Raw genomic sequence first — 22,141 nt, 5'->3', positions numbered from 1 at the left:
GTGACAGTCCTCATGCGTAGACGAACGCTGCTCGCGCGCGGAACGGTCGTCGCCGGCGTCAGTCTCTCCGGCTGTCTCTCTCAGTTCACCGGCGGCGGGGCCCGGGAGTTCAGACCTGCCGTGGAGGCGTTCAACCGGGGCCTCGACGCGTTCGAGCGTGCCCAGTCGACGCGGTCGACCGCGGACGAGCGCTACGCGGCCGACCGCTGGGGCGACGCCGCCACGCGGTTCGCGGCCGCCCGCGACGGATTCGACGAGGCCGCGAGCGAGTTCGACAACGCCCGCGAGGCCACCTCGGGACGGTGTACCGCCGTCCACGACCGCGCCGTACGGCAGTACCGCCGGAGTCTCGCGCTCGTCGAGGCCTGTGGCTACTGGGTGGAGGCTGCGACGGCGCGCGCAGCGGGTGACAGCGCCGACCGTGCCGTCGACCGAGCCGGCGTCTGGGACGGCCGCGCCGCGGAGTACCCCTCCGCCTCCCGGTTCGACCCCGACCGGTTCTCCTGTTAGACCCAGCCCCGACGTCGGTAGCCTCGTCTCCGCCGGCGGGCACGCGGCCGTGCCCGGACTCAGGCCGACTCGTCGTCGGTCGCGTCGACCTCGTCGGTCACGTCGACCTCGTCGGTCATGTCGTCGTCGCGTCGCCACGTCCCGTCTCGGGGTCGCCTCCTCCGTCTGCCGGCGGGTCGCGGACCGGACACTGCACCTGCAGTCCTCCGTCCGGCCCCTCCGGCCGGACCAGTTCCCCGCCGGCCATCGTCGTCACCCACCGCAGCACCCAGAGACCGAGCCGGTCCGTGTGCTCGAGTGGCGTCTCGTACCCTGTCTCGACCACGGCCCACTCCGCCTCGGTCAGCCCCGTGCCGTCGTCGGCGAGTTCGATTCGCACGAGTTCGGCGGCCGTGTCGTGCGTCGCGACGACCGAGACCCGCCGACCGTCGCCCGGGTCGCCGCCGAGCAGCATGGCGAGGTAGTCGACGCAGCCGATCGACAGCGCTCCCGTGCTCACGTAGACGGGATCGTCGGGGCCGTCGACGTGCACCGTCACGTCCGGACACTGTGCGGTGATCCCGGATCTGATCTCTTCGAGGAGGCTCGACACGGACTGGACCGTATCGTTCGACGACAGGTCGCTGAAGATGCGGTCGACGTGTCTGACCTCCTCGCCGAGCTGGACGAGTCGGCCGACGGACGCCTCGATCCGCTCGACCGCATCGTCGCGGTCGCGCGCCTCGTCGGTCGCGAGCGCCTCGATGTAGCCGTCGATGATGTTCAGTTCGTTGCGGAGGTTGTGTCGCAGGACCCGGTTCAGGACACTCACCCGCTGTTCGTGGAGCTTCCGCTCCGTGACGTCCGTCTGGAACCCGATGAAGTGCGTCACCTCGCCGTCGTCGTCGCGGACGGGGGCGACGTCGACCTCGTTCCAGAAGCGCTCACCGTCGCGCGTGTAGTTCACGAGGTCCACGCTCACCGGCTCCGCGGCGTCGATGGCGCGCCGCAGTTCGCGGACGGCCTGCTCGTCGGTCCCCCTCCCTTGGAGGAACCGGCAGTTCCGCCCGACGATCTCCGAGCGGTCGTAGCCCGTCAGCCCGCAGAACGCGTCGTTGACGTACACCAGCGGGTTGTCCACGTCCGTGGGGCCGGCGATGCTGATCCCGATCGGTGCCTCGGTGATCGCGCGGTCGCGGACCCGGAGTTCGGCGAGCACCATCTCGAGTTCGGCCTCGCGGTCGGCGAGACGGCGACTCTGTCGACGGCGAACCAGGAGGTTCCGGAGCCGTGCACGGAGCGCGACTCGCGAAGCCGGCACCGACACCACTTCGTCGACGACCGCCCACGTCTCCGGGGGCGTGGGTGTATCGTCCCGGTCGATCAGGACGATCGGAAAGAACAGCGGTTCGGCCGTCGCCCGCCGCGTGACGAGGGCGTCGCGGTGGCGGGCGAGCAGTTGCCTGTCGACGATGCAGAGGTCGACGTCCTCGTCGAGCCAGGCGGCGTCAGTCGTCGCGGTGACCGTCGTCTCCGGGGCGAGCAACTCCGAGAGGAGCCGTCGGTTCCGGTCGTCCCGCAAGAGCAACAGGACGTGTGGCTCCGATCCGTCCGCTGCCAGCCCTCCGGGGGGAACGATGGACGGTCCACCGGCCTGCCTCGCCGACTGGGACACCGCTCCGGGCTCGCTGCCGTCGGGCGTCCCGGCGTCCGAAGACTCGTCGGTCATGGCTGTGTCGTGGCTGGGCCGTGGCCCGTGGGTCCTGTTTCGGTCCCCGATCGTCGTATCACGTGTCGCACCGTTCTCAGTGCCCGCCGAACTCCTCGCTTCCAGGGTCGGAGTCGACGACTTCGGGCGTCCCACTGAGGATCCCCCGGAGCGACCGGAGCGGGTCGCCGACCGAGATTCCGTACTCGGTGATCCGGAACTCGCGGAGGCTCCGCTCGTAGTCCGACGTGCGCTTCTTCAGCACGCCGATGGCCTTCCGGAGTTCGCCCTGTATCTCGAGGTAGCGCAGGAAGACGATGTTGTCGGCGATGTAGCTGACCCCGCCTCTCGTGGCCCGGACCTCGCCCGTGATCTGCTCCGAGGAGTCGACGAGGAGCGTCGTGACCCCGCGCGACCGCAGGTACCGACAGAGCGCGCCGAGTTCGCGCGCCAGCTGGTCGTCCGAGTCGCTGCGGAGCGACAGCTGGTAGCCGTCGATGCCGTCGAGGAGGACGACCCGCGCGTCCCGTTCTTCGACCTCCTCGCGCACCATCGCCGCGAACTCCGCCGGCGACTGTGTGAGCGGCTGGACCTCCTCGATGGCGAGCGTTCCCCGCTCGACCATCCGGTCGACCGGGATGTCGACGGCCGTACACCGGGTGGTGAAGGTGCGGGTGCTCTCCTCGAACATGTAGATGACCGAGCGCTCGCCGCGGCCCGCGGCCTCTTTCATGAACTGCGCGCCGAGCGTCGTCTTCCCCACACCACTCGGTCCGTTGAAGATGGTAACCGTTCCGCGGCCGAGGCCGCCCCCAAGTAACTGGTTCACCTCGGGAATCCCGGCAGACACCGACTCGTGGGTAAACTCGACCTCGTGTCCGTCCGGCACGAGCATCGGGTAGACGCGCATCCCCTCGTCCGTGATCCGGATCGTGTGGTTCCCGCTCTGCGTGTGCGACCCACGGAACTTCGAGACGCGAAGACGACGTCCGGCGTCCGTGTTCGTCAGCTCGAACGTCCCGTCGCTGAGGTACTGGAGGTCGTCGTCGGGCACGTCGACGGTCGCCTGCGACGTGAAGAGGAGCGTCACTCCCTGCTCGCGGAGGTAGCGGAGGAGCGACGACACCTGCTGGCGGAGCTGGTAGCTGTCGGGCGAGAGGTGCTGGAGCTCCGACAGCGGGTCGATGAACATCCGGGTGGGTTCGACCTCCTCGACCGCGTCGACGATCGCCGACCGCAGCGACGGTCCCTCGACCTCGTCGGGCAGGAAGAGGTCGTACTCCTGTTCGTCGACGAACACGTCCGTGCCGGGACTGAGATCGAGAAACGTGACGTCGTCGGTGTCGATGCCCACTGCTGCCGCGTTGTGGGCGATCTCTTTGGCCGGCTCTTCGAGGTTGACGTAGAGCGACTTCTCGTCCTCGACGGTGAGAAAGTGTAGCCCGAGTATCGTCTTCCCGGTCCCCGGGTCGCCGCTCAGCATGTAACTCCGATGTGGAATGAGTCCGCCGCCGAGAACCTCGTCTAACCCCGTAATTCCTGTCGAGAACCGAGTATCTGCGGGGGATGACATGGGCTGTTCGACGAAACCAGTTGATATAGTCTTTTGGCCGATATAGGCCGCGCTACACCAGTGGATCTCATAACTGAGTCTTCCATCGACTCCCCGGATCGCCCTCGAGTGCCTGTCTCGGATCGGCTCCCGGTCGGCTCCCGGTTGGGCCTCGCGTTCGTCGCCGGCGTCCGCGCGAGCGAGAACGAAGAAGCCCGGACCGTTTCTGGATCGTCCGGGGAGGCGGCGGCAGCGTCGGGGTGGTGACGGCGTTCGCGTTCGCCCTCCACGAGGTCGGACCGACGGTGCTCGCTGGCGTACTCGTCGACCCGTTCGCGGTCGCGGGCGACTTTCTCCGGTTCACCGGGAGTTCACGGCGACGGCACCCGACGAACGCCGCTGTTACGCCTCGGTCCGGACTGCGCCTCTCGGTTCCGTTCCTCCCCGGGAGACGACCGGATCGGGGCGGCCTCCGGTAACAACCACGAGCGACTGACCGTACTGAAACGTCGGTACGACCCGGACGACGCGTTTCCGCGTGAACCAGCACGGCGAACCCGCCCGAGTTCCCTCCCCGAGCGCGTACAGCCTACTGGACGGAGAACGAGACGGGACACGCACCCCCGTCGGCGGGCCGCCGGACGGCCGGCTCGAGCTCCCCGTCCCGGTTCCTGATCGTCACCGTCCGGCTGCACGTGGCTTCGCCCCGCGTCAGCTCCACCGCGTAGCTCCCGACCCTCGTCGTCTCGAACACGACCACGTCGGTCCCCCCGTCGACACGCGTTCGCTGGACCGATCTGGTGCCGTCGTCGCTCAGTCGGTCGACGCTGACCTCGAGGCCCGTGATGGACTCGTCGTCGACGACGTGGAACTCGACGAGGTCGTCGAGCACCGGACCACCGGCGACTGCGAGGCCGAGTCCGACGGCACCGATCACGATCCCGAACAGCCCGGCGAGCCACAGCCACTCCCGATCCGGCTGCATCGGCTTCGCGGCACTCGCCACGGCTACGCCCCTCCCGTGCCGCCCGGCCACACGCCACGTCCCACGGCTGTCGCCGTCGACCCACGGTCGGACCGGCGGGGCTCGTCGGCCTGTCGCCAGTCGCTGGCGGGTGTCATCGTTCGTGGCTGTCGCCGGGAGCGGCAAACGTCTTGTGTCGTCGATCGCTGGATCGAGGCGCACAAAGGTACAAATACCGGCCGGACACATCGGCGAGACATGAGCAGCACACTCGACGGCACGGCGGCCGCCATCACCGGCACGGCGCTGGAGGCCGACGGTAGCCGGGATAGATGATCGGTTCCCGCTTCCGCGTACGATGAACCGACTCAGATACGTCGGTGTCAGGATCCTCCAGACGGTCCCCGTACTGTTCGGGGTGAGCGTGGTCGTGTTCGTCATCATCCACTCGGCGCCGGGCGACCCGATCGTGAACCTCCTGGGCATCGAGGCGACCGAGGAGAACGTCGAACGGCTCCGCCGCCAGTACGGGCTGGACCAGCCGCTGTACGTCCAGTACGGCAAGTGGCTCTTCGGCGTGCTCCAGGGCGACCTCGGGCGCTCGCTCACGCAGAGCCGGAGCGTCGCGTCGCTCGTCGCCAGCCGCCTCCCGGCGACGCTCTTTCTCGCCGTCTCGTCGATGGTCGTCGCGGTCGCCATCGCGGTGCCGGCGGGCGTCGTCGGCGCCGCGAAGAAGGGGACGCTCTCGGACTACGCCGTCACCACGGCCGCGCTCGCGGGCATCTCCGTCCCGAACTTCTGGCTCGGGCTCGTCCTGATCCTGGTGTTCGCTCGCTCTCTGGGCGTGCTCCCGCCGGGCAACTACGTCTCACCCCTCGAGAACCCGGTCGCGGCGCTCAGACACGTCGCCATGCCCGCGATCACGGTCGGAACGGCGTTCGCGGCGCTGCTCGCCAGGCAGACCCGGTCGTCGATGCTCGACGCGCTCTCGCGCGAACACGTCCGAATGGCGAAGTCGAAGGGGCTCCCCGCGCGGACGGTGTTCGTCCGCCACGCGCTGAAGGGGGCGCTCCTCCCCGTCGTCACCGTCGCGGGCCTCCAGTTCGGCTACCTCCTCTCGGCGACCGTGGTCGTCGAGCAGGTGTTCGCGTGGCCGGGGATGGGTCGGCTGATCTGGCTCGCCGTCCGCCAGCAGGACTACCCCACCGTGCAGGGGACCGTCCTCGTCGTCGCGACGCTGTTCGTGCTGGTGAACCTCGTCGTCGACCTCGCGTACGCGTATCTCGACCCGCGGGTGGGGACACGGGGGGAGTCCGGATGAGCACCGCACGCTCGCGTCGGGTTCGCGTCTGGCGCTCGTTCCGCCGGCACCGCCTCGCGGTGGCCGGTCTCGTCGTCGTCGCGTTCGTCTCGGTCGTGGGCGTCGTCTCCTTCGTCGACGACGCGTTCCTCGACAACGCAATCGTCACCACCCTGTGGTACAGCCCGTTCGACCCGCGATTCGCCGTGCTCGCACCCCCTTCGCCGGCGCACCCGTTCGGCACCGACAGCCTCGGCCGGGACGTCCTCGCGCGGACCGTCTACGGCGCGAAGGTGTCGATCCAGGTCGCGGTGACCGCCGTCGTCGTCGCGGCCGTCGTCGGCGCTCCCCTGGGGATCGTCGCGGGCTACGTCGGCGGCACCGTCGAGACGGTGCTCATGCGTCTCGTCGACGTGCTCCTCGGGTTCCCGGCGCTCGTCCTCGCCATCGGCCTCGTCGCCGCGCTCGGCTTCAGCCTCGCCAACGTGATCGTCGCCCTCGGCGTGGTGTACGTCCCCCAGTTCGCCCGCATCGCCCGGAGTTCGGCGCTCTCGGTGTCCGAGGAGGCGTACGTCGACGCCGCCCGCGCGATGGGCTACTCGCGCACCCACATCGTCTTCCGCGAGGTGCTCCCGAACAGCGTCTCTCCGCTCCTGGTGCAGGCGTCGCTCCTGATGGCGTTCGCCATCATCGCCGAGGCGTCGCTCTCGTTCCTCGGGCTGGGCGTCCAGCCGCCGACGCCGACCTGGGGGCAGATGGTGGCGGCGGGCAGCGGCTACCTCGTCTCGGCCCCCTGGCTGTCGCTGTTCCCGGGACTGGCCATCCTCGTCTCGGTCCTGGGGTTCAACCTCGTCGGCGACGGGCTCCGCGACGCGCTCGACCCGCGCGACGTCTCCGAGCGGAGGTTCTGAGCGTGGACCGAACGCACTCCCCGGCGGCCACCACGAACGACCCGGACGCCGACCGTGGCGACCCGCTCCTCGCGGTCGAGGGGTTGACGACCGAGTTCGCGACTGACGACGGCGTCGTCCGCGCCGTCGAGGACGTGAGTTTCGCACTGTACCCGGGCGAGACGCTCGGCATCGTCGGCGAATCGGGGTCGGGTAAGAGCGTCACGGCCCGCTCGGTCGTCGGCCTCCTGGACGAGAACGGTCGAATCGCCGCCGGCTCGGTCCGGTTCCGGGGGAGAGAGCTGACGGCGCTGTCCGAGCGCGAGCTCCGGCGCATCCGCGGCGACGAGATCGCCATGGTGTTCCAGGACCCGACGACGGCGCTGACGCCCGTACTCACGGTCGGAACGCAGATCGTCGAGACGATCCGCACCCACCAGGACGTCTCGAAGCGGGCGGCGCGCGAGCAGGCGATCGACCTCCTCGACGCGGTGCACATCCCCGACCCCGAGGCGGTCGTCGAGGCGTACCCCCACCAGCTCTCGGGCGGGCAGCAACAGCGCGTCCTCGTCGCCATCGCGGTCTCCTGCGACCCGACGGTGTTGATCGCCGACGAGCCGACGACCGCGCTCGACGTCACCATCGAGGCGGGGCTGCTCGACCTGCTCGAGGAACTCGCCGCCGAGCGCGGGATGAGCGTCGTCCACATCACTCACGACCTCGGCGTCGTCGCCGAGACCTGTGACAGAGTCGCCGTCATGTACGCCGGACGGTTCGTCGAGACCGGTGCCGTCGCCGACGTGTTCGTCGAGCCCCGACACCCCTACACGGCTGGGTTGCTCCGCGCGACGCCCCGGCTCGAAGACGTCGAACCCGAACTCCTCGCGGGGACCGTTCCCGGGCCGTCGGAGCGACCGCCGGGCTGTCACTTCGCGCCACGCTGTCCGCACGCGACCGACGACTGTCTCGACGGTGACCCGCCCCTGCGGGCGGTCGACGGCCACGACGCGGACGAAGACCACGCGGCCGCCTGCGTCCGTGCCGAGGCGATCGGCGTGCTCGACCCGACGCCGTCGAACCGGCGGGAGCGACGCGCCGACACGTCAGCTGGCGACGTCGCCCTCGAGACCGACGGCGTCCGCAAGGAGTTCAGCGCCGCGTCGGGCCTCGTCGACCGCCTCCTCCCCGGTGGCGACCCACCAGTGCAGGCCGTCGACGGCGTCGACGTCACGCTGCACGCGGGCGAGACGCTCGGACTCGTCGGCGAGTCCGGGTCGGGCAAGACCACGCTCGGGCGGCTGCTCGTCGCGCTCACAGACCCCACCGACGGCACGATCACTTTCGAGGGACGCGACCTGCGCGACGTCCCCGACGCCGAACTCCGCAGCCGGGTCCAGATCGTCTTCCAGGACCCTGCCTCATCGCTCAACCCCCGGCAGACGGTCGGACGGATCCTCCGATACGCCGTGGAGAAACACGCCGGGCTCGACGACGCCGAGGCCGTCGACGGGCGGATCGACGAACTCCTCGACGAGGTCGGTCTCGCCCTCGCGACCCGACGCCAGTACCCTCACCAGCTCTCGGGCGGGCAGCAACAGCGCGTCGGCATCGCTCGTGCGCTCGCGGTCGATCCGGACGTCCTCGTCGCCGACGAACCCACGAGCGCGCTCGACGTGAGCGTCCAGGGGCAGATCCTCCGCCTCCTCGACCGGATCAAGCGCGAGCGGGGGCTCACCGTGCTGTTCGTGAGCCACGACCTCTCGGTCGTCAGATCCGTCTCCGACCGGGTCGCCGTCATGTACCTCGGGCGGATCGTCGAGGTCGGCTCGACGGAGCGACTGTTCGCGGATCCGCTCCACCCCTACACCGAGGCGCTCCTCAGCGCCGTCCCCTCGCCGGACCCCCGACACGAGTCCGGCCGGATCGTCCTCGACGGCGAACTCCCCGACCCGAAACACCCGCCAGCGGGCTGTAACTTCGCCTCGCGCTGTCCGAAAGCGTTCGACGAGTGTCGCGGCTGCGATCCCGAACTGGTCGCGGTCGACACCGACGACGAAGACGCGGACGCGGACGACGAGGATGTCGACGGCGACGACCATAGGGAAGTCGCCTGTCTGCTCTACAGCGACGCGACGCGGACGGGGTCCGGGCCACCGGACTGACGCACCGATCCGCCTCACGGCACGGGGTGCGAGGGAGAGACGAGACGGACCCGTGCGGACCGGTGGCGGCTGCTCTCGCACGCCGGGCGGTCGCCGGCCGGGGGAAGACGTATGATACCGTGGGTCGAACACTGTGCGAACCTCTGTCAGTGGTGAGCACGAATGTCGTACGCGAGCACCGACGAAGACGGGTCCAGGGTCCGTGACGACCGCGTCCTCCCCCTCACCCGATGGGTCGCCCGTCTGATCGTCCCGTTTCTGGCTGCGGCGTTCCTCGTTCTGTACGTCGTCCCTCACCGGACGACCGAGTTCTTCGCCTGGACGATCCGTCCCGAGATGACGCCGGTCGTCATGGGCGCGGGGTACGGGGCGGGTGTGTACTTCTTCTACCGGGTTTCCACGACCGACGAGTGGCACACGATCGCGCCAGTGTTCCTCGGTATCGCGACGTTCACGTGGTTCATGGCCGTCGCGACCGTGCTCCACTGGGCGAACTTCAACCACGGCCACCACACGTTCGTCCTCTGGGTCGTGCTCTACGCGATCACGCCGGTACTCGTGCCCGGGATCTGGGCGTACAACCGGCGGACCGACCCGGGCGAGGCGACCGACGAGACGGTCCACCTCCCACGGGTCGTCCGGATACTCGGCGGCGGTCTCGGCGCGATCCTCACGGTGGCTGCCGTCGCGCTGTTCGTTCTCCCCGACGTCATGATCGGCGCGTGGCCGTGGACGGTCTCGCCGCTGACCGCCCGTATCCTGGCGGGGTGGTTCGCGCTCTTCGGCGTCGTGAACGGCGTCGTGGTGCTCGATCCGCGCTGGAGCGCGGCTCGCATCCTCGTCCAGAGCCAACTGCTCGGGTTCACGCTGGTACTCGTCGGCGTCGTCCGCTACTGGGAGAACTTCGACCCCTCGAACCGACTGACGTGGCTCGTCGTCGGCGGGATGGTGCTGTACTTCTGTGCGATCGTCGGCCTCTACGTCGCGATGGAACGTCGGTGAACGTCCCGAACGCGCCGGTTCGTGTCGACCCGACGCGAGCGATCGACGGCCGACCCCGCCGCTCACTCGACTACTCGACGTCCGCGGCGTCGAGCGATCGGAACGAGCCGTTGGGATACTGTTCGAACCCCGTGATGCGGTTCGAGATGCCCTGAACGCGCTGGGGGTAGTAGGTGTAGATCGAGTACGCCTCCTCGTACGTGAGCCGCTGGATCTCGTTCATCAGCTCGGCGCGCGCCTCGGGGTCGACCGCCCGGCGCTGGTCCTCCAGCAGGGTGTCCAGGTCGGAGTCCGCGATGTTCCACACGTTCAACCCCTCGGAGTGGTACAGGTAGAGGAGGGTGTCGGGGTCGCCGAACCAGGTGAAGTTCGACACCGCGACCTCGTAGTCGCCGCTGGTCTCCTGCGACCAGAAGGCGTTGCCCTCGAGCGACTCGATCGACGCGTCGACGCCGACGTCGCCCCACATCGACTGGACGAGCGTCGCGGCGCGTCTGTGCCGCGACTGGGTCGAGGTCGTGATCTCGAGCGAGAGGCCGTCGCCGTAGCCCGCCTCGTCGAGCAGCGTTCGGGCCCGTTCGGGGTCGCCGGTCGGGTGGTCGAAGTCGGAGATGGCGTCGTTGTACTGCGGGTACGAGTCCGGGAGGATCGCTTTCCCGGGGGTACCGAACCCCTGGAGGACGGTCTGGACGATGCGTTCCTTGTCGATCGCCCACGCGAGCGCGCGGCGCACCCGGCGGTCGCCCAGCGGTTCGACGTCCGTGTTGAAGTCGATCCGGCCCGAACTCACGCCCGTCGTGGTGATGACGCGGGCGTTCCCGGATGATTCGACCCGCTCCGTGAACTGCGGCGGCAGCCGGTCGACGAGGTCGACGTCGCCCGTCTCCAGCTGGGCGACCTTCGAGGAGTCCTCCGGCAGTATCCGAAATTCGATGCGGTCGATCTTCGGCTGGTCGTCCTTCCAGTAGTCGTCGTACGCCTCCAGAACTGCCTCGTTGCCGGAGTCCCACTCGGTCAGCCGGAACGGGCCCGTCCCCACGGGATGCTGGTTGTAGTCGTCGCCGTACTCCTCCATCGCCGTCTGCGAGAGGGGCCACATCACGGCGTGGATCTTGTAGAGGAACGGCGCGAACGGCTCCGAGAGGTCGAATCGGACGGTGTAATCGTCCTCGACGACGACGTCCTCTACCGAAGAGACGTAGTTCTTCCGCGGGTTCTCGTTCGCCTGGATCCAGTCGTAGGTGTACTTCACGTCCTCGGCGGAGAAGGAGTCGCCGTTGTGGAACGTGACGCCCTCTTCGAGCGAGAAGACGTACTGGGTGTCGCTCTCGCGCGACCACTCCCTGGCGAGGTCCGGCACCACCTCGGCGTCGGCGTTGAGGTTGACGACGTTGTCGTAGACGAGCGTGTACACCTTGTTCGAGTCGAAGTCGGTGTCGCGCGCGGGGACGAGGTCCCAGCCGCCGTTGGCGATGCCGATCCGGACGACCGTCTCGGCCGATTCCCCGTCGTCACCCGACGCCGACCCGTCGCCAGAGCCGCCACCGCTCGAGCCGCCGTCGCCGTCATCGTCACCGCCGTCACTGCCACCACTGCCGTCACCGCCGGTACAGCCCGCGACGCTGGCGACCCCGGTCGCACCGACGCCGGCGAGGAACCGACGCCGACTCGGCGTCAGCCACTCGGGGGTCTGGTCGTCTCCCATGGGAGTACACGGTCGAACGGCGCTGATAAGTCTTGTCACCCGTGCTGGAGCCGCCCGCTCCGTCGTGGTCGGGGTCGATCCGGCCTGGTTTCGGCGCGGGTCGACACCCGCACGGGTGTGACCCGGCGCGGCTCGAAATCGGCGCGGGTCGAAAGGGCTAATCGGGTGCCGTCCCGACCGTCGGCCGTGAACGACACCGCAGCAGCGGCCGACGAACCCGGCCGTCGACTGGGCGGAAAACGGTTCGTCGTCGGGCTCTACCTCGCCCTGGTCGCGGTCTCCGGGCTCCTGGGCGTGCTCTTCACGACGGCAGTCGACGATCCGTCGCCGCCGGCGCTGTTCTTCCTCGTCGAACTCCCGCCGACCGCGGTCGGGTTCGGCCTCTACGGTGCGGTCACGGTCGCAGTCGTCCTCGGTGTGCCCCTGCTCTTCGTCGTGCTCGTCTCGGCGCTGGTCGACGACCCCGACGCCGTCGGTCGGGCCGACTTCGAGGGCCCTCCCGGTGTCGACTCCGACGCCGCTCGCCGTGGTGACAGCGCGGGTGAGGGCGACAGCACGGGTGGTCGTGGCGACCACGCCAGTGAGGGCGACAGCGGAGAGAGCGACGCCACGGACGCGGGCGAATCGACGGCGGACGCGGCATCCCGGTCGACCGAATCCCCAAAGGACTAAGCCGACCCACTCGGACCAGAGGGTATGTACCACGCCATCATCGGCGTCGACGAGGACGAGGCACACGCCAGACTGTGTGCGGAGGAACTGGTGGGGATGCCGGGCGACGCGTCCGAGAAACGCGTCACGCTCATCCACAGCTTCACCGACAACCCGAGCGGCGCCTCGGCAACCCAGCTCGCCCCGGTCCGGGCGGCGACCGAGGTGCTCGAAGAGGCAGGCGTCGAGTGCGAGGTCACGGAGTCCAGCGGCGACCCCGCCGAGGCCATCATCGACGCCGCCGACGAGGCCGACGCCGACCTCATCGTCATCGGCGGCCGGAAGCGTTCGCCCGCGGGGAAGGCGCTGTTCGGGAGCGTCACCCAGACGGTCATCCTCAACGCCGGTCGTCCCGTGCTGGTCACGGGCGTCCCCGACGACCAGTAAGCGACCGACCAGTAAGCGACCGACCCGCTGGTTCGGTTCGTGGGCGTGCCGACGGACGGGCTCGCGGATCCACGGCTTCTCACCGACTCGCAGAATCGATCCTCGGAGACTCACGACTCGTCGGCTCGCGGGCTCGCTGACACCGTCGAACTCCTGCTCGCTCGTGTCCCTCGTCGTCACGTCGACGCGGCGGACCGGAGACGTCGACCCCGTCGCCGTCAGCCGCCCGACGCGCCGTCGGTCGCCGGGCTGCCCTCCACGTCGTCGCCGTACACCCGTGCGATCAGCGTCGCGAACGCCTCGGGCGTCGTCCGGCCGGTCTCGACCTCGCGCCGCTCGCCGTCGCGGAACAGGACGAGGGCCGGTGCGGCGTCGACCCCGTGGGCGAGCCGGAACCGCGGCGCTTCCTCCCCGTCGAGGCCCGCGACGGCGACGTCGTCGGGGAGTTCGGCCAGGAGCTCGTCGAGGTCGTCTTTCATCTCCGCACACGGCTGGCAGTAGTGCCGCCAGACGGTGAGCACGGCGTCGGGGTGTTCGGTCAGGAAGGTCTCGTACGTCTCGTCCGTGACGACCTCGATCGGTTCGGGCACGGGCGTCTCCGGCCCGATCTCGCCGAGGAGGCGCGCCATGAGCGCGAGTGTCCCCTGTGCCGGGGGGTCGTCGAGGAACGACCGCAGCGCGAGGAAGTCGACGAACTCCTCGCGGGAGACGTCGTTCTCCGCGAGGTACGCTGCGGCCTCGTCGACCGAGACACCGAAGACGTCGGCGACGGAGCGGTGGAACTCCTCGTCGTCGACGTCGACGTAGCTGTCGTAGTACACCCCGCGGGTGGCCTCGAACTCGGTCGTGGTCGACAGCGTGCCGTCGTCGGCCTCGTCGACGACGCCCGTGGCGAGCAGGTCGTCGAGCGCGTCCTCGGCGACGGCCTGGGCGTCGGCGTCGGGCATCATGTATCAGACACCCAGGTACCGCTCGCGGGTCTCCTCGTCGTCGCGGAGCTCCTCGGCGGTGCCGTCGAAGACGATCTGTCCCTGGTCGATGACGTACGCCCGGTCGGAGATGTTGATGGCGGCCGCGGCGTTCTGTTCGACGAGCAGGATCGTCGTCCCCTGGTCGGCGATCCGTTCCACGGCGGCCTCGACGTTCTCGATGATCTTCGGGGCGAGCCCCTCGTAGGGCTCGTCGAGCATCAACAGGTCCGTGCTCTGTCTCAGCGCGCGAGCGATGGCGAGCATCTGCTGTTCACCGCCCGACAGCGTACCGGCCTTCTGGTCGCGGCGCTCGTCTAGCCGGGGGAACTCCTCGTACACCTGTTCCGTCGACATCCCCTTGGCCGAGAGGTTGACCGAACGCCCCCAGGTGTTCGATCTGTTGCGCGCCACCTCCGGCAGCCGGATGTTCTCCGCCACGGTGAGGTTCGGGAACACCCGCCGCTCCTCGGGGACGAGCGAGATCCCCCGCGCGGAGACGTCCTCCGTCGAGAGGTCCGTGACGTCCTCGCCCTTGAAGCGGATCGTGCCGTCTCTGACGTCGGGCGGGTGGGCCGCCGAGATGGAGCGGAGCGTCGTCGTCTTGCCGGCACCGTTTCGGCCGAGCAGGGAACACACCTCCCCCTCCTCGACGGACATCGAGACGTCGCGGAGGATGTGGCTCTCACCGTAGTACGAGTCGACGTTCTCGAGTTCGAGCAAACTCACAGCTCGACACCCCCGAGATACGCCTCTTGAACCTCCTCGTTGCCCCTGATCTCGTCGGGAGTGCCCTCCGCGATGACGCGGCCACGGTTGAGGACGACGATGCGGTCGGAGATGCTGAAGACGATCTCCATGTCGTGTTCGACCAGTACGAACGTGAGGCCGAGTTCGCGCTTGACCTCCTCGATGAGGTCGACCGTCGACTTCGTCTCCTCGGGGGACATCCCGGCCGTGGGCTCGTCCATCAGGAGGAGGTCGGGTTCGGCGGCGAGTGCGATTCCGATCTCGAGCCGACGTTTGTCGCCGTACGGGAGGTCGGACGCGGGGACGTCCGCCTGTCTGAGCAGGCCGACCGCGTCGAGCGTCTCCTCGGTGAGCTGGTGGACGTCCGTGAGCGACTCGCGGTGTCTGAGGAAGTTGAAGGAGAACGAGCCGTGTTCCGCCGCGAGTGCGGCGATCTCGGCGTTCTCCCGCACCGTCAGGTCGGGGAAGATCGACGCCGTCTGGAACGACTTCGAGACGCCACGCTGGACTACCTCGTGGGGGTCCATCCGGGTGATCGACTCGCCCTTGAACCGGATGTCGCCCGACGTCGGGTTGAGCCGGCGCGTGATGAGGTTGATGAGCGTCGACTTGCCCGCCCCGTTCGGGCCGATGATCGAGACGCGCTCGCCCTCCTCGACGGTGAGGTCCACGTCGTCGGTCGCGACGAGCCCCCCGAACTCCTTGACGAGGGCTTCGGTCTCCAGCAGCGCCATCAGCGGCCACCCCCGACGGTCTCCATCACGGCGTCGCGCGCGTCGCGGAGGAGTCCCCAGATACCGCGGGGGAACAGCCAGATGACGAGCACGAACAGGATCCCGAGGATGAGGTGCCAGAACTCGCCGACGGTGCCGAACCCGCTGACGATGTTCTCGACGTAGAGGTAGAGCCCGGCACCGAGCATCGGTCCGAACAGCGACCCCGTCCCGCCGAGGACGGCCATGATGACGATCTCGCCCGACTCGGTCCAGTACAGCGACTGCAGCGGGACGTACGAGCCGTGGATGGTGAACAGGCTCCCGGCGACCCCCGCGAACGCCCCCGAGAGGATGAACGACATCAGCTTGTAGCGCCAGACGTTGAGCCCGACGAACTCCGCGCGCTGTTCGTTCTCGCGGATCGCCCGGAACACCATCCCGTACGGGGAGTTGAGGATGCGGTACGCCGCGGCGACCGCGAGGACGGTGAAGATGCCGACGAAGGCGTACAGCCAGTCGCCGACGACGGTGCCGAGGACTGACGGGAGTTCGGACTCGAGCGCGATGATGCCGAACAGTTCTGCGATCTCGACCCCGGTGAAGCCGTTCTCGCCGCCCGTGATGAACGCGAGGGGCGACGAGGAGAGGTAGAATATCATCTGTGCGAACGCCAGCGTCAGGATGGAGAAGTAGATACCACCCCGTCGCAGGGAGAGGAAGCCGAGCAGCCACGCCAGGAGGATGGCGAAGCCGGTGCCGGCGACGACCATCAGGATCGGGTCGCCCGAGACGTTCGCGGAGAAGACGCCGGCCGCGTAGGCCGCCCCGCCCCAGAAGGCGGCGTGGCCGAACGAGAGCAGCCCCGTGTACCCCAAGAGCAGGTCGAACCCGATGGCGAAGATGCCCCAGATGAGCATCAGCGTCGCCAGGTCGCGGTACCCTTGTACCAACCCACTGAGCACCGGCGCGTCGGCGAACAGCCACGGGAACAGCGCGATGACGACGGCGGTCGCGCCGACGACGGTCACCTCGTTCCCCCGTGGTGCCCAGATGCCGATCAGGTCGGAGAGTCCGCCGGAGGTCGTCTCGGCCTCGGCTCCCGCGCCGGCTGCCTCGTCGCTCATGCGCCCACCTCCTCGCTCCCGAGCAGGCCCTGCGGTCGCGTCAGGAGCACGATCGCGGCGATGGCGTACAGTCCGACCTGCGACCACGCGGGCGCGAAGGCGATGAGCGTCGCCGTGGTGAGCCCGAACAGCACCCCGCCGAGCACCGCGCCGGCGATCGAGCCGACGCCGCCGATGACGACGGTGAGAAAGGCCGGGACGAGGATGTCGGTCCCGACCGTGGGGTTGACGACGTTCAGCGGGCCGCCGACCACGCCGGCGACGCCGGCGAGCGACGCGCCGATCCCGAAGACGACGATGTACGGCCGGGAGATCTTGATCCCGAGCAGCCGGACCATCTCGGCGTCACGCGTCCCTGCGCGGACGACCAGCCCGAAGTCGGTGTACTCGACGAGCAGGTAGACCATGACCACGAGGACGGCGGTGATGGCGATGACCCACAGCCGCCACTGTGGGAAGTTGCCGACGACCGGGAGCGCGATGGGTCCCGACGCCCACGCCGGCTGCTCGAACGGCAGCGAGTTGCTGCCGAACAGGGCACGGAACAGCTCCTGGACGATGATCGCGAGGCCGAACGTCACGAGGATCTGGTCGGTGTCGGGGCGGTCGTAGAACGGACGCGCCACGAACCGCTCCATCAACAGCCCGACGACGAAGACGAACAGCGGGACGAAGACGAGGGCCGCGAGGAAACCGAAGCCGAGCCCGACGTCCGCGTACCCCCACTCTTGGAGCTTGCCGCTGGTGAGGCTCACGTCGAGCGCGATGAACAGCCCCGCGTACGTCCCGACGAGATACAGCGCGCCGTGAGCGAAGTTGACGAACTTGAGTGTGCCGAGGATGATCGAGAGACCGACCGCGAGGAGCACGAAGATGGCGCCCTGTTGCAGGCCGTTCAGGAGGATCGTGAGCACGTCAGCCAGCAGGCTCACGGCTCTCCCCCCCGTCGATTCCGCTCGGTGCCACGCCGCGTGGCTGCCGTCTGAATGATACTGTTTCTCATACCTGTCTGGAAGTAGGTGTTCGTTTAAAGATTATCAAAGTGCCGGGTGGGCTGTCGGCCTACTCGTAGGGGCCGAGTTCACACTCGGCGGCCGGGCCGGCGTCACACGCGTAGCCCAGGTCGTCGCGGCTGGTGATGTTGACGATCTCGAAGTACCGCCCCTCGGACTGTTCCGCTCCAGCGAGCCCCTGCACGACCGGGACGTCCCGTTGTGCCTGGTGGTCGCACCCACGCATCAGCTCCTCGCCCATGCCGATGTTGTTGTACTCGTAGTCCTCGAGCTGCCGGATGACCTCCGGCGGGTAGAACGTACCCGCCCGCTCGACGGCCGCGGCGTACTGGAGCGCCTGCGCGTACGCGAGCTGTGCCGGTCCCGACGGGAGCCGGTCGTACTCGTCCTGGAACGCCGTAACGAACTGCTGCGACGGGTCGTTGTCGATCTGGGAGTCCCACGCGACGGTGCCGTAGATTCCCTCGATCGCGCCGCCGGCCGCCTGCGCCATCGGGCGGTTGTACAGCGGGACGAGGATCTCCATGTTCTCGTCGATGCCCGCGTCGATCGCCTGCGAGACGGAGTTCGCGCCGTCCAGCCCGTAGTGGTTCAGGATGAGGACGTCCGCGCCGGAGTTCGCCGCCTCCGAGAGGTACGACGAGTAGTCTTTCGTCCCCAGCGGGGTGGCGACGGACTCGACCTGCTCCCAGCCGGCTACGTCGGTCATGAACTGGTTCATCGAGTCCTGCTGAGTCTGCCCCCAGTTGTAGTCGGCGTACAGCTGGTAGAAGCTCAGGTCCGACCCATACGCCTCCTGCACGACCGGTGCGAGCGCCTGCCCGGTCATGTAGGCGTTGAACATCTCGCGGAAGCCGTAGCGCACGCAGTCCTTCCCCGTGGTGTCGTTCGAGTGGGTCAGACACGCCATGAACAGGACCTTCTCCTGCTGGCAGAGCCCCTGCATCGCGATGGCCGTCGCCGACGAGGAGCCGCCCGTGATCATGATGGCGTTGTCGCGCTGGATCATCCGCGACGCGGACTGTCGGGCGGTGTCGGCGTCGGTCGCCGTGTCGCCCGTGACGAAGTCGACGGTCTTCCCGTTGACCCCGTCCCCCGAGAGGTCGTCGAACTGCGAGTCGACCCAGCCGCCGCCTTCGTTGAGGTGCTTGACTGCGAGCTTGTACGCGCGGAGTTCGTCCTGCCCTTCGGAGGCGTACGGTCCGGACTGCGGGACGTTGAACCCAAACGTCACCGTATCCCCCTCGACCGGGAAGTTCCCGAGCGCGGGGTAGTCTTCGCCGCCACCGCCACCGGATCCGGAGCCGCCGTCGCCGCCACCGCCACCGGAGCCGCCGTCGTCACCACTCCCCCCATCTCCACCGTCTCCGCCGTCTCCGCCGTCTCCGCCAGTGCAACCGGCCAGTCCAGCCAGCCCGACCGCTCCGGCAGCACCAGCAGCCTTCAACACGTCTCGACGATTCGGCGAGGTGTTATCCCGTGCCATAGAGTATACCCGGAAGGTTTTGTTAATAATTGTTGTGGAACCACTTTGTGGTGAGTTACTGATATCATACTAGGGTGTTTAAGGTGTTCCCCCGGTTCGGACGCTCGTCGTACGCGAACGGGGCGAACGGAGGTCTCTGACGACGGTCAGCCATCGACGTCGTCGAGTGCGTCCGGGAGCCGGGCGAGCGACGTGACTTCGACTTCTGGAGTTGGACCGATGGCCTCCGGCGGATCCCGCCGGCGATTGATCCACGCAACCCCCATCCCGGCGTTGCCGGCTCCCGCGACGTCCCACGCGTTCGCCGAGACGAGCCGGCACGCTTCGATCTCGGCACCGAGCCGACGGGCCGCGTTCTCGTACACCGCAGGCGAGGGTTTGAACGTCCCCACGTCGTCGGCACTGACGATCTCGTCGAGGTGGGGCGCGAGCCCGGCGTTCGCCGCGAGGCGTTCGAGCATCGCCGGGTTCCCGTTCGAGAGCACCGCCACGGTGTAGCCGGCGTCGCCGAGTCGTTCGAGGACCGCCGCGGCGTCGGGGAACGGGGAGAGGTGGTCGTACGCCTCGACGATCCGCTCGCGTTCCGTGGCTGTGGGGTCGAGCCCGTACTGGGCGAGCGCGTAGTCGAGCGCCCGCGTCGTGAGTTTCCAGAACGGCTCGTACGCCTCCATCTGCGCGGCCTGGTACGAGTACTGGAGCTGTTTTCGCCGCCAGAGCTCGTCGACCGCGTTCGCGAGTATCCCCGAGACGCCGAGCACCTCACCCAGTCGCCGCGTGACGGTCGACGTGTCGCAGAGCGTGCCGTACATGTCGAAACAGAGCGCCGCCGTTCGAGCCATACCGGCACGGTCGACCCCGAACACAATCAATGCACGCGGTGGGGTAACACTGTTAAGGCGTACCGAACTGAGTAGTACTCATGGACATCCGTCAGGCGACTGCCGACGACGTTGCTGAGATCCGTCGGGTAGCACGTGCATCGCTCGCGGAGTCGTACGGCCACGCGCTCGACCACGACCTCATCGAGTCGGTCGTCGAGCGGTGGTACGACGCGGACGACCTCGCCAGCGACCTCGACGACCCGGACACCTACTTCGTCGTCGCCGCGGACGACGGCGAACTCGTGGGGTTCGTCCAGAGCTACGTCGTCTCGCGCCGCGAGGTGATCGGTGAGATCGACTGGCTCCACGTCGACCCTGCCCACCGCGGCCGCGGGATCGGGACCGACCTGCTCCAGGCGCTCGAGGCGAAACTCCTCGAACGGGGCGTCGAGCGGCTCGAAGGCTCCGTCCTCGTCGCCAACGAGATGGGGACCGACTTCTACGACGACCACGGCTTCACCGCGGCCGGCGAGCGGACGATCACCATCGGCGACCGTGAGTTCGACGAGCGCGTCTACGTGATGTTTCCCGATCCGGGCGCGTACGACGCGGACCTCGAAGAACGAACCGTCGGCGACCGGACGGTGTACGTCGCACACGACGAGACCGTCCGGGGCGCCAACGGCGTCTTCCACGCGGTGTATCTGGACGCTGACCGCGAGGAACGCTACGGGTGGGCGTGTTCCTGTGGCAACGTCGGCGTCGTGATGGACACGATGGAACGACTCGAGTGCGGCGAGTGCGGGAACCGGAGCAAGGCAACCCGCTGGGACGCTGCTTACCTCTGACCGGTCGGCAGCGCCGCTGTCGGACTCGTTAGCTATCAGATTCGACATTCAGTCACGAAGATTAAAATATCGGTGAGAATGACCTGTACGTATGGCGGATGGTTCCGTCTTCGCGATCGCCGGGGCGAAAGGAGGTGTCGGCAAGACCACGACCAGCATCAACCTCAGTGCGGTGCTGGCCGAGATGGGTCACTCCGTCCTCCTCGTCGAACTGGACATCGCGATGGCGAACGTCGGCGACTTCCTCGACCTCGACGTGCGGCTGGAGGACGGTGAGGATCCGACGCTCCACGACGTGCTCGCGGGGACCGCGAGCGTCGCGTCCGCGACGTACGAGGCACCCGGCGGGTTCGACGTAGTGCCCAGCGGCACGACGCTCGAGGGGTTCTCCAGGGCCGATATCGACCGGGCGCCGGCGGTCGTCGCTCACGCGCGGGCACGATACGACGTCGTCGTCCTCGACACGGGGGCCGGGCTGGGATCGGAGACGGTGCTGCCACTGTCGCTGGCGGACGAGACGATCCTCGTCTCCTCGCCACGCGTGGCGTCCGTCCGGGACACCAAGAAGACACGGAACCTCGTTCGGCACGTGGACGGCACCGTCGCCGGCGTCGTCTTCGTGAAGTCGGGGAGCGGGCGGTCGCCCGGCGTCGAGCGGATCGCCGAGTTCCTCGCGGTCGACCTCCTCGGGCACGTGCCGGAAGATCCCGCCGTCGCCAGCGCACAGGACATCGGTCGTCCGGTCGTCGTCGCGGCCTCCGACAGCGCTGCGGCGAAGGCGTACGGGGCGCTCGGCTCGCGTATCCACGACCGTATCAAGCAGCTCCGTGCCACCCAGGCCGCGGACGCGAAGCGGGCGGCCGCCGCATCCACCGCTCCGGACGGCGTCGCCTCCAACGGTGCCACCGACGGTCCCGACACGGACGGCGCGCTCTCGACCACGGACGAGGAGGCCGACGGGTTCAGTTTCGTCGCCGACGCGGACGACTCCGACGCGGTGGACACGGACGACTCCGACGCGGCGGACACGGACGACTCCGACGCGGCGGACGCGAACGGATCCGACGCTGTCGACGAAACCGGGGCGATCGATCGACCGGCGACGGCCGGGGTCGACGCTTCGAACGAGACGGTATCCGACACCACGACCGCCCCCGCCGAGGCGAACGGGCACGCCGCGTCGACCGACGGTCGGAGACGGGAGTCAGGGACGGACGACCGCGGCGCGGGGACCGGCCGGAACGCGGGCCGCCGGACGGTCCAGACCGGCCGTCAGCCGGCAGGCGAGAGCCGGGGTGACGACCGGGAGGTCGTCGGTGCGACCGACGAGGAGGTGGCCGAACGGCTCGCGGCCGTGGAGGCGGACGAGGACGGGGACGGGGAGGACCGGAAGCCGGGAGGGGACGAAGCGGACGAGGACTGGGACTCGAAGCAGTCGGCCGCCAAGCGGTTCATCGACAAGGCGATCGGGATCGTCGACCGTCGTGGTGACTGACGCGGCCGGTGTCGCGGGCGATGCGAACACCGTCGTGACGGGGACGACCA

General features: G+C 68.7%; 20 protein-coding genes. 9 read left to right on the top strand and 11 right to left on the bottom strand.

Going from position 1 to position 22,141, the window contains the following annotated elements; translation table 11 throughout:
- The first annotated feature begins 12 nt into the window (after nucleotides 1–12).
- Nucleotides 13–510, top strand: coding sequence for a hypothetical protein (locus FZP69_RS17215; RefSeq protein ID WP_152042611.1), 498 nt, complete (start codon nucleotides 13–15; stop codon nucleotides 508–510).
- A gap of 115 nt (nucleotides 511–625) precedes the next feature.
- Here FZP69_RS17215 and FZP69_RS17210 read toward each other — a convergent pair whose 3' ends face one another.
- The 3 genes from FZP69_RS17210 to FZP69_RS17195 form a co-directional block, all read right to left on the bottom strand.
- Nucleotides 626–2,218: a PAS domain-containing protein gene (locus FZP69_RS17210; RefSeq protein ID WP_152042610.1), complete on the bottom strand. Its 1,593-nt coding sequence runs from the start codon at nucleotides 2,216–2,218 to the stop codon at nucleotides 626–628.
- A 76-nt stretch (nucleotides 2,219–2,294) separates the two neighbouring features.
- Nucleotides 2,295–3,770 carry an ATPase domain-containing protein gene (locus FZP69_RS17205; protein WP_152042609.1) on the bottom strand — a complete coding sequence of 492 codons (1,476 nt, stop codon included), beginning with the start codon at nucleotides 3,768–3,770 and terminating at the stop codon, nucleotides 2,295–2,297.
- Nucleotides 3,771–4,338: 568 nt separating this feature from the next.
- On the bottom strand, nucleotides 4,339–4,734 hold the full coding sequence (locus FZP69_RS17195; RefSeq protein ID WP_152042608.1) for a hypothetical protein: 396 nt from the start codon (nucleotides 4,732–4,734) through the stop codon (nucleotides 4,339–4,341).
- A gap of 337 nt (nucleotides 4,735–5,071) precedes the next feature.
- Here FZP69_RS17195 and FZP69_RS17190 point away from each other — a divergent pair, with 337 nt between their 5' ends.
- The 4 genes from FZP69_RS17190 (at nucleotide 5,072) to FZP69_RS17175 (ending at nucleotide 10,067) form a co-directional block, all read left to right on the top strand.
- Nucleotides 5,072–6,034 carry an ABC transporter permease gene (locus FZP69_RS17190; RefSeq protein WP_152042607.1) on the top strand — a complete coding sequence of 321 codons (963 nt, stop codon included), beginning with the start codon at nucleotides 5,072–5,074 and terminating at the stop codon, nucleotides 6,032–6,034.
- Nucleotides 6,031–6,924, top strand: a complete 894-nt coding sequence (locus FZP69_RS17185) for an ABC transporter permease (protein ID WP_152042606.1) — start codon at nucleotides 6,031–6,033, stop codon at nucleotides 6,922–6,924. The genes FZP69_RS17190 and FZP69_RS17185 overlap by 4 nt, the downstream gene beginning before the upstream one ends.
- A 2-nt stretch (nucleotides 6,925–6,926) precedes the next feature.
- Nucleotides 6,927–9,065, top strand: a complete 2,139-nt coding sequence (locus FZP69_RS17180; protein WP_152042605.1) for a dipeptide ABC transporter ATP-binding protein — start codon at nucleotides 6,927–6,929, stop codon at nucleotides 9,063–9,065.
- Nucleotides 9,066–9,227: 162 nt separating this feature from the next.
- Complete coding sequence (locus tag FZP69_RS17175; protein ID WP_152042604.1) at nucleotides 9,228–10,067, top strand: hypothetical protein; 840 nt, start codon at nucleotides 9,228–9,230, stop codon at nucleotides 10,065–10,067.
- A 70-nt stretch (nucleotides 10,068–10,137) separates the two neighbouring features.
- Here FZP69_RS17175 and FZP69_RS17170 read toward each other — a convergent pair whose 3' ends face one another.
- Nucleotides 10,138–11,772, bottom strand: a complete 1,635-nt coding sequence (locus tag FZP69_RS17170; protein WP_152042603.1) for an ABC transporter substrate-binding protein — start codon at nucleotides 11,770–11,772, stop codon at nucleotides 10,138–10,140.
- Nucleotides 11,773–11,958: 186 nt separating this feature from the next.
- Here FZP69_RS17170 and FZP69_RS23070 point away from each other — a divergent pair, with 186 nt between their 5' ends.
- Nucleotides 11,959–12,444 carry a DUF7520 family protein gene (locus FZP69_RS23070; RefSeq protein ID WP_240137676.1) on the top strand — a complete coding sequence of 162 codons (486 nt, stop codon included), beginning with the start codon at nucleotides 11,959–11,961 and terminating at the stop codon, nucleotides 12,442–12,444.
- A 24-nt stretch (nucleotides 12,445–12,468) separates the two neighbouring features.
- Nucleotides 12,469–12,870: a universal stress protein gene (locus tag FZP69_RS17160; RefSeq protein ID WP_152042602.1), complete on the top strand. Its 402-nt coding sequence runs from the start codon at nucleotides 12,469–12,471 to the stop codon at nucleotides 12,868–12,870.
- Nucleotides 12,871–13,088: 218 nt separating this feature from the next.
- Here the strand turns inward: FZP69_RS17160 and FZP69_RS17155 are convergent, their stop codons facing one another.
- The 7 genes from FZP69_RS17155 to FZP69_RS17125 form a co-directional block, all read right to left on the bottom strand.
- Nucleotides 13,089–13,820, bottom strand: coding sequence for a thioredoxin family protein (locus FZP69_RS17155; RefSeq protein WP_240137674.1), 732 nt, complete (start codon nucleotides 13,818–13,820; stop codon nucleotides 13,089–13,091).
- A 3-nt stretch (nucleotides 13,821–13,823) separates the two neighbouring features.
- Nucleotides 13,824–14,567 carry an ABC transporter ATP-binding protein gene (locus tag FZP69_RS17150; RefSeq protein ID WP_152042601.1) on the bottom strand — a complete coding sequence of 248 codons (744 nt, stop codon included), beginning with the start codon at nucleotides 14,565–14,567 and terminating at the stop codon, nucleotides 13,824–13,826.
- Nucleotides 14,564–15,322 carry an ABC transporter ATP-binding protein gene (locus FZP69_RS17145; protein WP_152042600.1) on the bottom strand — a complete coding sequence of 253 codons (759 nt, stop codon included), beginning with the start codon at nucleotides 15,320–15,322 and terminating at the stop codon, nucleotides 14,564–14,566. The genes FZP69_RS17150 and FZP69_RS17145 overlap by 4 nt, the downstream gene beginning before the upstream one ends.
- Complete coding sequence (locus tag FZP69_RS17140) at nucleotides 15,322–16,428, bottom strand: branched-chain amino acid ABC transporter permease (protein ID WP_152042599.1); 1,107 nt, start codon at nucleotides 16,426–16,428, stop codon at nucleotides 15,322–15,324. The genes FZP69_RS17145 and FZP69_RS17140 overlap by 1 nt, the downstream gene beginning before the upstream one ends.
- Nucleotides 16,425–17,360 (bottom strand): branched-chain amino acid ABC transporter permease, encoded by a 936-nt coding sequence (locus tag FZP69_RS17135; RefSeq protein ID WP_152042598.1) that lies wholly within the window; start codon nucleotides 17,358–17,360, stop codon nucleotides 16,425–16,427. The genes FZP69_RS17140 and FZP69_RS17135 overlap by 4 nt, the downstream gene beginning before the upstream one ends.
- Nucleotides 17,361–17,490: 130 nt before the next feature.
- Nucleotides 17,491–18,927, bottom strand: a complete 1,437-nt coding sequence (locus FZP69_RS17130; RefSeq protein WP_152042597.1) for a substrate-binding protein — start codon at nucleotides 18,925–18,927, stop codon at nucleotides 17,491–17,493.
- Nucleotides 18,928–19,073: 146 nt separating this feature from the next.
- A complete protein-coding gene (locus FZP69_RS17125; RefSeq protein ID WP_152042596.1) occupies nucleotides 19,074–19,766 on the bottom strand; it encodes a haloacid dehalogenase type II in 693 nt (230 codons plus the stop codon).
- 80 nt (nucleotides 19,767–19,846) lie between these two features.
- Between FZP69_RS17125 and FZP69_RS17120 the strand changes: the two genes are divergently transcribed.
- Complete coding sequence (locus tag FZP69_RS17120; protein ID WP_152042595.1) at nucleotides 19,847–20,596, top strand: GNAT family N-acetyltransferase; 750 nt, start codon at nucleotides 19,847–19,849, stop codon at nucleotides 20,594–20,596.
- A 91-nt stretch (nucleotides 20,597–20,687) separates the two neighbouring features.
- Nucleotides 20,688–22,091: a P-loop NTPase gene (locus tag FZP69_RS17115; RefSeq protein WP_152042594.1), complete on the top strand. Its 1,404-nt coding sequence runs from the start codon at nucleotides 20,688–20,690 to the stop codon at nucleotides 22,089–22,091.
- Nucleotides 22,092–22,141 lie beyond the last annotated feature (50 nt).

This window comes from Salinigranum salinum, from assembly GCF_009176545.1.
GTDB lineage: Archaea > Halobacteriota > Halobacteria > Halobacteriales > Haloferacaceae > Salinigranum > Salinigranum salinum.
Note: the sequence above shows the minus strand (reverse complement) of the source record. Positions and strands in the feature narration are given on the sequence as shown.